Source organism: Pyrobaculum sp. (genome assembly GCF_049971835.1).
GTDB lineage: Archaea > Thermoproteota > Thermoprotei > Thermoproteales > Thermoproteaceae > Pyrobaculum.
This window is the reverse complement of sequence record NZ_JBMFKV010000043.1, coordinates 1-13,964: the sequence shown is the minus strand read 5'-3', so window position 1 is coordinate 13,964 and position 13,964 is coordinate 1. Positions and strand designations below refer to the sequence as shown.

Genomic DNA, 13,964 nt, shown 5'->3' with positions numbered 1-13,964 from the left:
TGAAAAACTAGACCTCCTAAAGCCCCTAGCCCCCCTCTCCACCACGGTGGTATACGTAGCCGTCAAAGCTTGACGAGGAGAGTCTCGAAGTCCTCCGGCACGTATACGTGGGGCGGGGGGGCCACCCGGGAGGCCAGCTCCCTGTGCCGCCTCTTGTCGGGGTACCTCGCGCTGATGTGGGTTAGGACCAGCACCGAGGCCCCCAGCGCCTTCGCCGCCTCCACCGCGTCTCTCACCGTGGAGTGGCCCTCGTCGTGGGCCTTGGCCGGGTCCACGTCGTCTGCAAACGTGGCCTCGTGGATCAAGACGTCTACGTTGCCAACCGCCTCCCACATCTTGGGGCACGGCGCCGTGTCGCCCGTGTAGAGGAGGCGCCTAAACCTCTTGTGGGCCGGGTCGGCCACCTCCTCGGGCGTCACCACCCTCCCCCCCACCTCAACCGGCCTCCCCCTTATCAACTCCGTCAAGGCCCACTTGGGAAGACCCTCCACTTTGGATAGGTCCAGCTTATACCCCACATCCCACTCGAAAAGCCACCCGCAGGCGTCGACGGTGTGGCACACCTCGACGCACGTGGCCTTGAAGCGCTCCTCCACGTGGCTGTCGCCGACCTCCACCCCCAGCCTCTCCAACACCCCGTGTGCCGTCCTCGGCGCCAGCACCTTGAGCCTCCCCCCGAGAAATCTGCTGGTTATGACCAGCCCCGGGAGGCCCAGCGTGTGGTCCTCGTGCATGTGGGTGACGGCGACCATGGTGAGGGAGGGGGGAGACACGCCGATCTGCAACAGGCGGTACTGGGCACCCTCCCCCGCGTCTAGGAGCACTCTGTGGCCCAGCCAGTCCTCCATGTATATGGCGGGGAGCATACGATCGGCTTTGGGGACGGCGCCGCCGGTCCCCAGAAACACTAGTTTAAGCAGAGGCACGGGGGAGGGGGCGAGGGGGGTAAAATCCTTAATGTCCCGCCGACGTTCTGAACAGCTCCACAATCTCCTCGAGAGACAGCTGGTACACCCGCTTAGTGGAGGGGGACAGCCCAAGCCTCCGCAGGGTCTTCCTCCTAGCCGAGAAGAGCCACGCGGTGAAGCGCTGGAAGCCCTCGAAATCCTCTACACACGGCGCCCTCGGCGTTAGTCTAACCACGGCGGAGTACACCTTCGGAGGCGGGGCGAAGACCTGGGGAGGCAACACCCGCAGAACCTCGACGTCGTAGTGGCAACGTACGGCTACGGTCAGCCTCCCGTAGTCCCCGCTCCCCGGCGCCGCCGCCAGCCGGTGGGCCACCTCCCTCTGCACCGTCACGACGGCCGGCAACCTGCGGCTCGCCAGCCTCAGCAGAAGCGGCGAGGTCACCGCGTAGGGGATGTTCGACACGAAGAAATCCGCATGCGGCCACTCCACCTCAAGCGCGTCCCCCTGAATCACCACCACGTTCGGGGGCGCCACCCGCCTCAGCCACTCAGCCAGCTCCCGGTCGAGCTCAATGGCGTACACCCTCCTCGACTTCGCGGCGAGGGGGAAGGTCAGGGCCCCCCTGCCCGGCCCCACCTCAATGACGTCCAGCCCCGGGGGCACCAGAGAGACGATGTACTCAGCCGCCGAGGGGTCCACGAGAAAGTGTTGCGAGAGGCGCCTCCTCCCCACGCCCTCTATAACCCACCTATATATAGCCACACACCCCGCATCCCTTGCCGCCTCCCGCAGAGAGCTGGCCGCCACACCAATAAGCATAAAAAAGCTCGTCAATCTACACAGCACGTGGATTACAGAGCTATCGGCCTCAAGACGGGTCTCGAAATCCATATCCAGCTACAGACAAAGCGCAAGCTCTTCTGCCACTGTGCTCCGGTGCTGAGGGATGACGAGCCTCATTTTAGGCTGGAGAGGAGGCTTCACATATCTGTGAGCGAGCTGGGGGCGGTGGACCCGGCTGTGCTTTGGGAGGTGCGCAAGAGGAGGAGGTACATCTACGAGGGGTACAGGGACACCACCTGTCTGGTGGAGCTGGACGAGGAGCCGCCTCACTCCCCAGATGAGGAGGCCCTGGCGACGGCGGTGGCCGTGGCGAAGATTTTCAACGCCAAACTGTTCGACGAGATCCACGTCATGCGTAAAACCGTAGTTGACGGCTCCAACGTCTCGGGGTTCCAGCGGACCATGTTGGTGGCCTATGGGGGGAGGGCCAAGATCCTGGGCTACGACATTGGTGTTGAGACGATTGCGCTGGAGGAGGACGCGGCTAGGAAGATGTCTGAGGAAGGGAAGACCGTCGTTTACAGGCTGGATAGGCTCGGGATCCCGCTTATTGAAATCGCGACGGAGCCTATGGCCTACACGCCGCAGCAGGTGGAGGAGGTGGCGTGGATAATTGGCTACAGCGTCAAGATCACGGGGAGGGCGAGGAGGGGGGTGGGCACAGTGAGGCAGGACGTGAACGTGTCTATCGCCGGCGGCGCCAAGACGGAGATCAAGGGGGTGCCGGACCTGGCCCTTATACCCAAGGTTATCGACTACGAGGCCCAGCGGCAGCTAAATCTTTTGAAAATCGCCGAGGAGCTGAGGAGAAGGGGAGTGGATAAGGTGGAGCTCTCGGTTGCCGACGTGACTGAGGCGTTTGCCGGCACGAAGTCTAAGCTGGTGAAGAGGGTGCTGGACGCCGGCGGGAGAGTTGTGGCTGTGAAGGCGCCTGGGTTCCAGAAGTTGCTGGGCTTCGAGGTCCAGCCGGGCCGGCGCTTCGGCACGGAGCTCGCGGACTACGTGAGGGCGTGGACTGAGCTCGGCGGCCTTCTGCACAGCGACGAGCTCCCGGGCTACGGCATATCTGCAGAGGAGGTGAGGGAAGTCTCGGCGAGGGCCGGCGTGGAGAGCTTCGTACTGCTGATGGGGGTGGAAGAGGCGGAGCTGATGGAGGCGGCTAGAGTCGTCGTGGAGAGGCTCAACGCGGCGCCGAGGGGGGTTCCGGAGGAGACGAGGGCGGCGAATCCCGACGGCACTACGAGATTTCTCAGGCCGAGGCCCGGCGCGGCTAGGATGTACCCGGAGACGGATCTGCCCCCCGTTAAGATCACTTTCGAGATTTTGAAAAAGGCTGAGGAAATCGCCAGGACGACTCTAGACGCCAAGCTTGGGGAGCTTACGTCTATGGGGCTCAGCAGAGATCTCGCCCTCCAGCTGATAAAGTCGCCTCAGTTGGAGAAGTTTGACGAGTACGTCGGGAGGTACAAGCAGGTGCCGCCGCAACAGATAGCCAACATGCTTGTAAACACCTCCAGGGCCCTGGCGAGGGAGGGGGTGGAGGTTACAGACGCCAAGATCGAGTCCGTGCTGGAGGCCCTGGATAGGAGAGTCATAACGAAGGAGGCTGTGGAGGAGGTTCTCCGGGGGATGAGGCCTGGGGAGTCAGCCGAGGAGGCGGCGAAGAGGCTGGGCCTGGTACGTCTGCCCTACGAAGAGGTTAAGAAAATTGTGGAGGAGGTGGCGCGTCAGGTAAGCAGAGAGAAGGTGGTGGGGGAGGTTATGCGGAGGTACAGAGGGAGGGTGGATGTGGAGGACGTGAAGCGCGCCCTTTCTGAGTTACATTTTTAAGTATCTCTTTTAAAGGCGTCGATGGCGAAAATCTACATAGCAACGGACGTGCTGGGCTTCTTCGCCCTTGACGAAGCCGGCAACGTCGTGGACAAAGAGCTCTACGAGAAGAAACCCGACGTAGTGGCGGCCCGGCTTATGGAGCTGGAGAAGTCAAACTACGTGCCGGAAATTGTCAAACTCATTGAGAGAATAAAGCCGAGGGCGGAAAAGGTGGTGTTGGAGGACCCCGAGCTGGCCCGCAAGCTGGTGGCGGCGGTGAAAGGCGTTGAGATAGTCGGCGAGAGCCCCTCGCACATACTCGTCGAATTTAGGCGGAACTTCCCGAAGTATCTAGGCGCTCTGGGGCTCACGTGGGATGAATACCAGAAGTTCCTTTTCGAGGTCAGCGACTTGGTAACCAGGCTGAAGCTGAGGCAGGCGGTGGAGAGGCGCGACCTCTTTATTGCCCAGGCGATCAGCACGCTGGACGACGTGGATAAAATACTAAACTTAATAGCGTCGAGGATTAGGGAGTGGTATGGGCTACATTTTCCAGAGCTTGAGGAGTTGATTAGAGACAATAAGGAGTACGTCACAATTGTGTACCACATAGGACACAGATCTAGGATAGCGGAGGACGCCTTGAAGAAGATTCTCCCGGAGATGCCTGAGGAAAGGGCAAAGAGAATTGTGGAGTCGGCCAAGAAGAGCATCGGAGCCGAAATGTCTGATTGGGATTTAGAGCAGTTGAAGATATACGCCGACATATATCTAAACCTAGACGCGTATAGGGAGAAGCTAGCCACTTACATCGACGAGGCGATGAAGGAGGTGGCTCCCAACGTAAGAGAGCTGGTTGGCCCGCTCCTCGGGGCTAGGTTGATAAAACTGGCTGGCGGCCTCACAAGAATGGCGTTTCTACCCGCCTCGACGATCCAGGTGCTGGGCGCCGAGAAGGCGCTGTTCAGGGCGTTGAGGACCGGGGGCAAGCCGCCGAAACACGGCGTCATCTTCCAGTACCCGGAGATTTTCCGCTCCCCGCGTTGGCAGAGGGGGAAGATAGCCAGGGCCCTGGCGGCTAAGCTGGCCATAGCAGCTAAGGCCGACGCCTTCACCGGCAACTTCATAGCGCCGCGGCTCAAGGAGGAGTTGTTAAAGAGGATACAGGAGGTTAAGACTCTATACGCCAAGCCGCCCCCCAAGGCCCCCACGCAGCCAGCCGCCAAGACGCCGCCCCCACCTCCACCGCCTAAGAAAGGCGGCGAGAAGAGGCCTCCTCCAAGAAGGGAGAGGGGGAGGCGCTAGCCCGCGTTAAGTATATAAACAACGGGGTTGCCCAGCTCCTATGTCTATTGAAGTGGTAGACGTGAGACCTCACGAGCGTCATTACGGCGTGTATATCGTCAAGTTTGAAGACGGCACGGAGAGGATCGCCACTGTGAACCTGACTCCGGGGAAGAGGGTCTACGGGGAGAGGCTTATTAAGTGGGGTGGCTTGGAGTACAGAGAGTGGAACCCCTACCGCTCAAAGCTGGCCGCGGCTATTCTAAACGGTCTGAAGTTCGTCCCCATCGCCGAGGGCACCCACATCCTCTACCTAGGCGCGGCCTCGGGCACCACCCCCAGCCACATGAGCGACATTGTGGGGGAGAGGGGCTTGATATACTCGGTGGAGTTCTCCCCCCGCGTCTTTAGGGAGTTCATGGAAAAGCTTGTGGATCAGGGGAGGAGAAACGTAATCCCCATACTTGGCGATGCCAGATTTCCCTACCAGTACGCCCACTACGTCAAGGGGGTAGACGTGGTGTATATAGACGTGGCCCAGCCGGCCCAGGCTAAGATATTGGCGGACAACGCCGACTACTTCCTAAAGCCGGGCGGCCACGTCATGCTGGTGATCAAGGCCATGAGTATCGACGTCACGGCGCCTGCCACTGAGACCTTTAAGCAGGAGATAAACACACTAAAGGAGAGGGGGTTTGACATACTTGAGACAGTCCACCTAGAGCCGTACGACACGGCCCACGCGATGGTTATCGCGAAAAAGAAGTCTTAAGACTTCAAAAACTCGTCTACGTACTGCGCCGCCCTCATCCCTGAGCCAAGCGCCTTGCCGATGAGGGAGGGCCCCGTAACCACGTCCCCAGCTGCGAAAACCCCACGCCGCGTCGTCATCATTTTCTCGTCCACCTTAATAGTGCCGTCTGGATTGAACTCGATCCCCAGGCAGCTCCCAGGTGGGGTGGGCTCCTCGCCGGCGGCGATCAGCGCCGTGTCGAATTCTTCCTCAAACTCGCTACCGGGCACGGGCTCCGGCCTTGGCCTACCCGACTTGTCAGGCGGCCCAAGCCGCATCCGTATAAACCTCACCTTTTCAAGCCTCCCGGCGCCTAGGAAAGCCACGGGGTTGACCAGCTCCCTAAACTCAATGCCCTTGGCTGTCAGCTCTGTCTCGATGGTCTTCCTCCCCGCGGGCGCCTCGTTTATAGTGCGCCGGTAAGCCACAACCACCTTCTCGGCGCCCTGGAGCTTAGCCTCGAGAGCCGCGTCTACGGCTGTGAGCCCGGCGCCTACCACCAAAACCTTCCTCCCCGTTGGGTACACTTTTTCTCTCGGCAGGTATCCAAGCTGGCTGGAGTATATCCTAAACAGGTAGTCGAGTGCCTTGTATACGCCGGGGAGCCCTTCGCCAGGTACACCCAGTGACCTACTTCTCCAAGTTCCTGTGGTTATCACCACAGCGTCGTATTTATTGACTAGCTCCTCCAGATTTACAAATTCTTTTACTAGGAGTAGTGCCTCGTGTTCCCGCGGCTTCTCTCCGCAGTAGACAAAGGTGGAGGTGTAGAACTTGGCACCTGCGTCTACCAGCTCCTTTACCCCCTCCCTGACGCCCTCCCGCGGGACTCTGAAAGGCGGTATGCCGAATATGAGGAGGCCCCCGGGCTCCGGCAGGGCGTCGTATATATGGACCTCGTGGCCGTTGCACAGCAACACCCCGGCGGCTCCGAGCCCCGCAGGCCCCGCGCCTATTATAGCCACCTTCTTGCCGGTGGGCGGCTTCTTGGTGTTTGGTCTGCACCTCAGTAGAAACCGCATGTCTCTGCGTAAAAACTCGGGTATTAATACATGTTTACAACTCTAGCCTATCTCAACAAATTCTCCGGGAGTATTTTATATTGAGAGAGGTGCAGGTAAAATCTAGGCTAATCCTCACCGCGTCGTTTATAGAGAGGTGAGAGGTGTCCAGCACCAAGTCGAAAATTGAAAGGTCTCTTATATCTATGCCATAGATGGAGAGGTACCTCTTTCTATTCAGCTCTTCCCTCTCAGTCACCTCTCTCAGCGCCTCTTCGAAACTCTTCTTGTCTCTAAGAGAGACGCGCCGGGCCCGCGTCTCTAGCGAAGCTTTTAGATATATACACACGTCGGCGTAGGGCCTCACGACCCACGCCGTGAGGTGCCCCTCCAGCACCACGTCCCCCGCCTTGGCCCTCTCCACCGCCAGGGAGTCGACTTTCTTATCGATTTCGGGGTTCGCCTCTGCATATTTATGAAATTCTATTAGGTCCATCCCCATCTTTGTAGCCATCTCTCTGAAGAGAGTGCCCGACGATACGAGGGGGACGCCCAGGATCCTCGCTATTTCCCTCGCTATGGTGGTCTTTCCGCTACCAGGTTGTCCAGAAACTGCAACTACAACCATTACTACAGCCCCCTCGCCGCCAGCCTCAGCCCTCTTGCCAAGACCTTGTGTGAAAAAACACCACCGTAGGGCCTACTGGGCGCCCTCACCCTTACGCCAAACCTGTAGATCTTTTTATCCATCCCGCCGATGGCCAAGCCAGTGACGGGGCACCTAGGCACGCCCTTGGCTTTTTTCTCGTAGCGTACAGCTGTGCGGCCGCCGGGCGTCTTCCTCTTTATCCGCCTAACGCTTCGAGAGCGGTGAGCCGGCCTCGGCATAACCCCCACGAACTACATACTTTAAAAAATTTCCCCACTGGGGCCATCAATTCAGCAGATACGGCAACTCTACAGCCGCACCTAAGACGATTCGGCGAATGGCGGCTCTGCTGGGCGGGGTGTAAACGCGGCGCCTGGGGCGATCCTGATCGGCTTTAAAAAACAGTGGCTTTGCGGGGTGAGGCTGGCTGGGCAACGTGCGGCGGGGTTTGGTTTCGAAAAGTTTATAAGAGTGTGGATAACCACGGCTTATGCCGGCTATAGTACTGCCACCTAAACCAACAGCTCTACAGAAGCCGCACCTAAACCTGGCGGTGGTAGGGCACGTAGATAATGGAAAGTCGACGCTCGTAGGGCGCCTGCTTTACGAGACTGGCTATGTAGATGAGAAGGCGTTTAAGGAGATTGAGGAGATGGCTAAGAAGATGGGTAAGGAGGACTTCGCCTTCGCCTGGATACTTGACAGATTTAAGGAGGAGCGCGAGCGCGGCGTGACTATCGAGGCGACGCACGTCGGCTTCGAGACGAACAAACTATTTATTACAATTATAGACCTGCCGGGGCACCGAGACTTTGTTAAAAATATGATTGTGGGCGCCAGCCAGGCGGACGCCGCGCTTTTCGTAATATCGGCGAGGCCTGGCGAGTTCGAGGCGGCCATCGGCCCCCAGGGCCAGGGTAGGGAGCATCTGTTCCTCATCAGGACGTTGGGTATCCAGCAGATTGTGGTGGCTGTGAATAAGATGGACGTGGTGAATTACGACCAGAAGAGGTATGAGCAAGTCAAGGGCGAGGTGAGCAAATTGCTAAAGCTTCTGGGGTACGACCCCAGTAAGATTAACTTCGTTCCGGTGAGCGCCGCTAAGGGGGACAATATCAAGTCTAAGTCGCCTAACACGCCTTGGTACAACGGCCCCGTTCTTCTCGAGGTTCTCGACACGTTCCAGCCGCCTCCGAGGCCGACGGACAAGCCGCTTAGGATGCCGGTGCAGGACGTCTTTTCCATAACTGGCGCAGGTACCGTGGTGGTGGGTAGGGTTGAGACTGGGGTGTTGAAAGTGGGTGATAGGGTTGTCGTGGTTCCGCCTGCCAAGGTTGGCGATGTGCGCTCTATCGAGACTCACCATATGAAGCTGGAGCAGGCTCAGCCTGGTGACAACGTTGGTGTCAACGTGAGGGGTATTGCGAAGGAGGATGTGAAGCGTGGAGATGTGTTGGGTAAGCCTGACAACATCCCGACGGTCGCTGAGGAGATTATTGCCCGTGTTGTTATTCTGTGGCACCCCACGGCCATCGGACCGGGCTACGCGCCGGTGATGCACATACACACGGCGACTGTGCCTGTGCAGATCACCGAGCTGGTGTCTAAGCTCGACCCGCGTACGGGCCAGGCTGTGGAGCAGAAGCCGCAGTTTATTAAGCAGGGCGACGTGGCTATTGTGAAGATTAAGCCTCTGAAGCCTGTGGTGGCGGAGAAGTTTGGCGACTTCCCGCCGCTGGGCCGCTTCGCCCTCCGCGACATGGGTAGGACCATCGCCGCTGGTCAGATAATCGAGGTCAAGCCGGCGCAGGTACAGATTAAGTAATTTCTTTTGTTACCTTTTTAGGGCTGGGGTTGTCCCTCCGTGGTTTGTCCACCTCTTGTCTACTGTGATAAGTAGGGGTGCTGGCACCGAGAGTCCGGTTACTACCGCCTCTGTTTCGTCTAGTGTGCGTAGCGGCCTTGGGTCGTCGAGGTGCTCTGCGACTGTGGCTACGTATTTGAGGTCGTGTGGGTTTATCATGCGTTTAAAGATCTGCGTCATTGCTTGGGAGGCGACGTCTTGATCTAGTCTCGCAGGTCTCTGTGTTATTAGGCAGAGGCCTAGGCCGAATTTTCTACCCTCCCTAGCTATCTTGGCGATGTGGGTCTTGGCGAGGGCTGTGGAGGCGGCTGGGGCGTAGTTATGCGCCTCTTCTATGACTATTAGGGTGGCCAGGTTGCGCCTCTTGGTGGCCGTCCTGTAGAGCTGGTCGAGGAGGACTGTGAGAAAGATTTGCTGGTCCAAGCCCTCTAGGCCGGATATGTCGAATATGTGCACCGCCGGGGTGGTTAGGTAGGCGGCTGGGTCTATGAGTTTTATCGGCTCTCCCTGGTAGGCGTCTCCATATTTCGTGAGGAATATTGGGCTACTGTAGAAGAGAGATCTGAGCCTGCCTTCGAGGCCTCGTAGGGCCATTTCCCCGGCGTATCCGGGGGGCGCCGCGTGCCTCCCCCCCTCCAGAATTTCACGAATCAGCTCCTCTACGGTGGTGAGCGGCTGTTTCTCTCCGTAGCTGGTGGTTGCCTGCCAGCCCTCCTCCAGTATCCTCTTCTGGGCATCTGTCAGCGTGTAGAGCATGTCTAGTAGCCTCTCTAATGTGCGTAGGGGTATGCTCCGCGGGTTTACGCCGACTCGCGTGTAGGTTCTCTGTCTGCCGTACCTCCTGGCGAAGGCCTCGTCTTGGGGGGATACGTCCACCTTCCCGGCGACGTATATTCTGACTCTCTCGGCGACCGCCCTCCCCTCCTCTGTGGCAGGCACCGACATGGCGGAGTATTCGCCGTGTGGATCCACCACAATTATGGGCACGTCGAGGAGGGCGAGGCGCTCGATTATGACGCCTGCCAGCCAGCTCTTGCCGGCGCCCGTGCTTGCCAGTATCGCGCAGTGGTGAGTAACCAGCCTCTCGGCGTTTATGTAGGCGGGTATGTCTGTGCCCTTTATGTGGCCTACGGTGATGTAGGTCCCCTCTTGGGGTGGGGCGAAGAACTGTTTCAGCTCCTCGGTGGTTGTCTTGTATACATAGGTGAAGGGCTTGACGGGCTTTTGCGGCCGGTATATTCTGCCGCCCAGCCTCGCGCCGAGGATGGCGGCCTTGGCTTCTGTATAGAAGAGAGCCTCCTCTATGCCCAGGGTTTCTTTTACCTCTCGGACTGTTGCCTCTTCGTCGAGTTGGGCGATGAGGCGTGGGTCTGCCGTGGCGTTTCTATGTCTAATGGCGGTGACGCGGGATACTACGCGTATCCCGTCTATCTCCGTCGCGACGAAGCTACCGACGTCTAGATCTACCCCTCTAAACGGCTTAAATATGTAGTGGTATATAGATGTGGATTTTATAACTACGCCTATTTTATCCACTGTGTGTACAAGGCGTGGGTTTATATAGCCCTGGTCACATTACCCTAATACTCGGCGACTTTTTTTTATAGCCTCCAGCAAGGGGGCGGGGTCTGTGATGTATATATGGCCTTTACTATCAACAATCTCGGCCTTGTCTTCGTATATTCTTAAGGTGTAGAGAGGCGGCTCGGCTATGTAGACGTGCTCCACTGGGAAGGCCCTTCTTACAAATCCCTCAAGGTCTATATACGCCTTGATGAAGTGATCCATATGTTGTATAAATACCTCGTACAGCCCCCCGGCGGGCTTCTTACTGGGGTCTATGTTGATTTCTATCTCTCGGTGGCAGACAGGGCATTTAAACCTAGGCACGGTTTTGGGTAGAGGTTTGTTTTAAAGTAGTCTCGCCGCGAGCCTTGGGTCCAGCTTTCCGTGTATATACTCGTAGTAGTTTAGAATTGGGGTTCTGATTCTGTCGAGGTCGTCTATACCTATGCGTGGACAGGCGGTGTTTACAACGAGGTCGAACTGTAAGTCGTCTATGTACTCAGGCGCGGCCTCATCTAGAACTACCACAGTTAGCCCCCTGGCGGCGAGCTCCCGGGCCTTGTCGTCTTGCCTCTGGCCGGGTTTAGTCGATACCAATACGGCGGCTCTGCGGGGCTCGGCGAGGTGGGCCTTGGCCTTGAGCTTCATAACTCTCGCGAAGTCGGGCTCCACGTCCCTCACCTCGCCTCTAAAGGGATCTATCTGGTAGACGCGGGCCTCTGGGAAGAATAGCTTTAGTGTGAGGGGGTAGAAGAGGCCTGTGGCCACTACGTACGCCACCTCGCCCGGGGGCTCCCCCACCCAGCAGCCTGTGATGGGATCGCGGGCCGTGGGTAGCCCCGTCTCTCTGTGAATTGCCTCCGCAATCCTCCGGTAGGGAACTGGGTAGTAGAGCTTGCCAGAAGCGCCGGGCTTGGGCAGGGCGGGGGGTGGGCGGTAGTAGACAGGTATAAAGTATACCTCGGCATCCCCGGCCTCGAGGCGGTATAGATCTTCTCCCAGCTTTTCCACGCGTGCTCCCAGGTTTTTCTGGAGTAGGTGGGCTATGTTGGGGGGGACGCCGTGTCCTAGGTGGAATATCCTCCTGTAGCGGGGGTCTATCCTCACGTCACAACTGCCCCAGACAGGTCTCCCGGAGACGGCGGCGCCGGTCCTGGCGGCTATCTCGGCGGCGAGCCACTTGAAGCCGGGGGGCGCCTCTATTAATGTATCTCTGTCGGCGGTCCAGGCGATGGGGTGTATCTCCACGTCCACGCTTTACTGGCGATGTGTGTTTAAAGCGTTTTGCAACGCCCTTTTTATCTCCTCCCGCCTCGCTTTTAGGTTTTCGTAATAGTTTCTAAACTCTGCCTTCACCTCTGCGATGAGCTTAGAGGGCGGCGTGCCGTTTCTGACTATTGAGTTTAGAGCCGCCTCTATCTTCGCCCTGACTGTGGGCTCTATGAGCTCCGGGGCGTGCTGGAACAGAGCGGTGGCTAGGGCTATGCCGAGGTCTGTCGGCACGCACCTGCCCTTGGCCAGCTTCATGTAGCCCCTCTTGACGTTGGTGTGGATGTGGTCTTGCATCGTGGCGTCTGTGCCTATGCCGTACTTCTTCATTAGAGCCAGTAGCTCGGACTCGGTCATCTGGGGCGGAGGCTCCGTCTCCCTCTCCACCACCTCGACTTTGATGGCGCGGGCGGGGGCGCCGGGGGAGACGCGGGGCAGAGACTTGTCGCGTTGCCTCTCCCATGGGTATATCCTCCAGTAGCCCTCGCTCATCACCCTCTGGCCCTCTGCGTACATCTCGACTCCGCCGAAGGCCGCAACTATTTTCTGCTTCTCCACCAGAGCCGGGGGGCTCAGCGTGGCGAGGAAATGCCTCACGACGAAGTCGTAGATGGCCCAGGCCTGGGCCCCCGCCTTGCCGAAGATCTTCATGATCTCCGCCTTTGTGGCGCCTTTGGTGGGATAAATGGGTGGGTGGGCGCCGTCGTCGGAGTCTCCACGCGTCGGCTTGAAGCCTCTTCTCAAAAGCTCCTCGGCGTAGGGGCCGTGCTCCGTCTCCGCAAGCTCGCGGAGGATTTCACGGAGGTCGAGGGTCTGTGGGTATATGGTGGTCTCGGTCCTGGGGTAGGAGATGTAGCCCGCTCTATAAAGCTCCTCGGCGATGTCCAGCGTCTTCTTAGCGTTTATCCCAAGCCAGCGGCTTGCTCTCCTTTCGAGCTCGACGGTCTCCAGAGGCTCCGGGGGCTCCACCTCGTGGGGTTTGTAGAGGGCGGTTTTCACAACGCCGTGTCTCACCGAGGCGGCCGCCCTCTCCGCCTCTTCTCTACTCTTGTAGCGAACGTCTGCAGACATCTCTATCCTGTGGCCCTCCACCTCCACCAGGGCCTTCAACACGTAGTACTTCTCGGGCTTGAAGTTCCTCCTCTGTAGCTCCCTAGTCACCACCATCCCCAGGACCGGCGTCTGGCAGGGGCCGTAGCTGAGAAACTGGCCCCTTTCGAGGTGTTCCCTCACGGCTAGGGTTAGGAATCGGGTGAAGGCGGCGCCGAGGGTTAGGTCTATCTGCATCCTGGTGAATACCTTCTCCACCTTCTTGAGGTCTAGCTTCGTAGGCCTCTGGAAGGCCGCCGTTATTTCCCGCGGCGTCACGGCGTTGAAGAGGACTCGGCGTATCGGCGCGCGTTTATTCACCGACCTCACCACAAGAGCCGCCTCGTATGCTATGGCCTCCCCCTCCACGTCGGCGTCGAGAGCTAGGTAGACCTCGTCGGCCTTGGCCGCCAGCGCCCTAAGCGCCTTTACGTAGTCAAGAGCCTCCCTCCTCACGACGAGGAGCGGGGTGGCGTTGAAGAGCTCCTCGGGGGGTAGCCACGTCCACACGTTTTGCCTCGCGGCGAAGTCGAAGTCCATTATGTGTCCGCTGAGGCCCAGCGCCGCGGCCTCCCTCCCCCCGTAGCTAAAGCTGTAGACGGGTACGCCGTGTATCCTCTGGACTCTGTAGCTCCTGCCTAGGTACTTCGCGATGGCTTGAGCCACCGAGCGCTTCTCAGCCACTATCAAAATCACATTATGTACAGGACCGGGCTATATAAGATCTTGTGGGAAACCTTTATATAACGGGGCGTGGGGGTGCCTATGGCTATCGACGATAAGGATCAGGAGAAGCCTTTGAGAAGGCCTCCGCCGCGGCAGCCCCCTCCTCCGCAACCTCTACCTCCACAGCCGCCTCTCCCGTCCCCGCCCGTGCAGTAC

Annotated in this window: 13 protein-coding genes; 4 read left to right on the top strand and 9 right to left on the bottom strand. The window is 58.8% G+C overall.

What is annotated here, in order from left to right; translation table 11 throughout:
- Positions 1–62: 62 nt before the first annotated feature.
- Both ACP5J3_RS05540 and rsmA read right to left on the bottom strand, forming a co-directional pair.
- A complete protein-coding gene (locus ACP5J3_RS05540) occupies positions 63–926 on the bottom strand; it encodes an MBL fold metallo-hydrolase (protein WP_428494760.1) in 864 nt (287 codons plus the stop codon).
- Positions 927–954: 28 nt separating this feature from the next.
- Positions 955–1,731: a 16S rRNA (adenine(1518)-N(6)/adenine(1519)-N(6))-dimethyltransferase RsmA gene (rsmA, locus tag ACP5J3_RS05535; protein WP_428494759.1), complete on the bottom strand. Its 777-nt coding sequence runs from the start codon at positions 1,729–1,731 to the stop codon at positions 955–957.
- 27 nt (positions 1,732–1,758) lie between these two features.
- Here rsmA and gatE point away from each other — a divergent pair, with 27 nt between their 5' ends.
- From gatE to ACP5J3_RS05520, 3 genes are read left to right on the top strand one after another with little or no spacing between them, the layout of a single operon-like run.
- Entirely contained in the window at positions 1,759–3,585 is a 1,827-nt protein-coding gene (gene gatE / locus ACP5J3_RS05530) for a Glu-tRNA(Gln) amidotransferase subunit GatE (RefSeq protein ID WP_428494758.1), read from the top strand.
- 21 nt (positions 3,586–3,606) lie between these two features.
- The gene (locus ACP5J3_RS05525) at positions 3,607–4,872 is read left to right on the top strand and encodes a C/D box methylation guide ribonucleoprotein complex aNOP56 subunit (RefSeq protein WP_428494757.1); all 1,266 of its coding nucleotides are present in this window, start codon (positions 3,607–3,609) and stop codon (positions 4,870–4,872) included.
- 40 nt (positions 4,873–4,912) lie between these two features.
- Positions 4,913–5,623: a fibrillarin-like rRNA/tRNA 2'-O-methyltransferase gene (locus ACP5J3_RS05520; RefSeq protein ID WP_428494756.1), complete on the top strand. Its 711-nt coding sequence runs from the start codon at positions 4,913–4,915 to the stop codon at positions 5,621–5,623.
- Here ACP5J3_RS05520 and ACP5J3_RS05515 read toward each other — a convergent pair.
- Genes ACP5J3_RS05515 through ACP5J3_RS05505 form a run of 3 tightly spaced genes read right to left on the bottom strand, consistent with a single transcriptional unit; the run spans position 5,620 to position 7,533 of the window.
- The gene (locus ACP5J3_RS05515; RefSeq protein ID WP_428494755.1) at positions 5,620–6,666 is read right to left on the bottom strand and encodes an FAD-dependent oxidoreductase; all 1,047 of its coding nucleotides are present in this window, start codon (positions 6,664–6,666) and stop codon (positions 5,620–5,622) included. The two genes, ACP5J3_RS05520 and ACP5J3_RS05515, sit on opposite strands and share 4 nt — an antisense overlap.
- Before the next feature lie 52 nt (positions 6,667–6,718).
- Positions 6,719–7,273 (bottom strand): (d)CMP kinase, encoded by a 555-nt coding sequence (gene cmk / locus ACP5J3_RS05510; RefSeq protein WP_014288779.1) that lies wholly within the window; start codon positions 7,271–7,273, stop codon positions 6,719–6,721.
- A gap of 2 nt (positions 7,274–7,275) precedes the next feature.
- Positions 7,276–7,533 (bottom strand): 50S ribosomal protein L34e, encoded by a 258-nt coding sequence (locus ACP5J3_RS05505; protein ID WP_148682829.1) that lies wholly within the window; start codon positions 7,531–7,533, stop codon positions 7,276–7,278.
- 251 nt (positions 7,534–7,784) lie between these two features.
- On the opposite strand from ACP5J3_RS05505, the gene tuf reads away from it, so the two are divergent.
- Entirely contained in the window at positions 7,785–9,119 is a 1,335-nt protein-coding gene (tuf, locus tag ACP5J3_RS05500; protein WP_428494754.1) for a translation elongation factor EF-1 subunit alpha, read from the top strand.
- Positions 9,120–9,128: 9 nt separating this feature from the next.
- Here the strand turns inward: tuf and ACP5J3_RS05495 are convergent, their stop codons facing one another.
- The 4 genes from ACP5J3_RS05495 to ACP5J3_RS05480 are packed head-to-tail and all read right to left on the bottom strand — an operon-like array spanning position 9,129 to position 13,778.
- Positions 9,129–10,694 carry a helicase HerA domain-containing protein gene (locus tag ACP5J3_RS05495; RefSeq protein ID WP_428494753.1) on the bottom strand — a complete coding sequence of 522 codons (1,566 nt, stop codon included), beginning with the start codon at positions 10,692–10,694 and terminating at the stop codon, positions 9,129–9,131.
- A 39-nt stretch (positions 10,695–10,733) separates the two neighbouring features.
- Positions 10,734–11,048 carry a hypothetical protein gene (locus ACP5J3_RS05490; protein WP_428494752.1) on the bottom strand — a complete coding sequence of 105 codons (315 nt, stop codon included), beginning with the start codon at positions 11,046–11,048 and terminating at the stop codon, positions 10,734–10,736.
- Positions 11,049–11,069: 21 nt separating this feature from the next.
- A complete protein-coding gene (locus ACP5J3_RS05485; protein WP_428494751.1) occupies positions 11,070–11,978 on the bottom strand; it encodes a diphthamide synthesis protein in 909 nt (302 codons plus the stop codon).
- A gap of 3 nt (positions 11,979–11,981) precedes the next feature.
- Positions 11,982–13,778, bottom strand: a complete 1,797-nt coding sequence (locus tag ACP5J3_RS05480) for a DNA topoisomerase (protein ID WP_428494750.1) — start codon at positions 13,776–13,778, stop codon at positions 11,982–11,984.
- Positions 13,779–13,964 lie beyond the last annotated feature (186 nt).

What these genes read in the sequence shown, in the direction of transcription:
- tuf (WP_428494754.1), top strand. Translation starts at nt 7,785, where the DNA reads ATGCCGGCTATAGTACTGCCACCTAAACCAACAGCTCTACAGAAGCCG.
- ACP5J3_RS05515 (WP_428494755.1), bottom strand. Translation starts at nt 6,666, where the DNA reads ATGCGGTTTCTACTGAGGTGCAGACCAAACACCAAGAAGCCGCCCACC.
- ACP5J3_RS05505 (WP_148682829.1), bottom strand. Translation starts at nt 7,533, where the DNA reads ATGCCGAGGCCGGCTCACCGCTCTCGAAGCGTTAGGCGGATAAAGAGG.
- cmk (WP_014288779.1), bottom strand. Translation starts at nt 7,273, where the DNA reads ATGGTTGTAGTTGCAGTTTCTGGACAACCTGGTAGCGGAAAGACCACC.
- ACP5J3_RS05520 (WP_428494756.1), top strand. Translation starts at nt 4,913, where the DNA reads ATGTCTATTGAAGTGGTAGACGTGAGACCTCACGAGCGTCATTACGGC.
- ACP5J3_RS05525 (WP_428494757.1), top strand. Translation starts at nt 3,607, where the DNA reads ATGGCGAAAATCTACATAGCAACGGACGTGCTGGGCTTCTTCGCCCTT.
- rsmA (WP_428494759.1), bottom strand. Translation starts at nt 1,731, where the DNA reads ATGCTTATTGGTGTGGCGGCCAGCTCTCTGCGGGAGGCGGCAAGGGAT.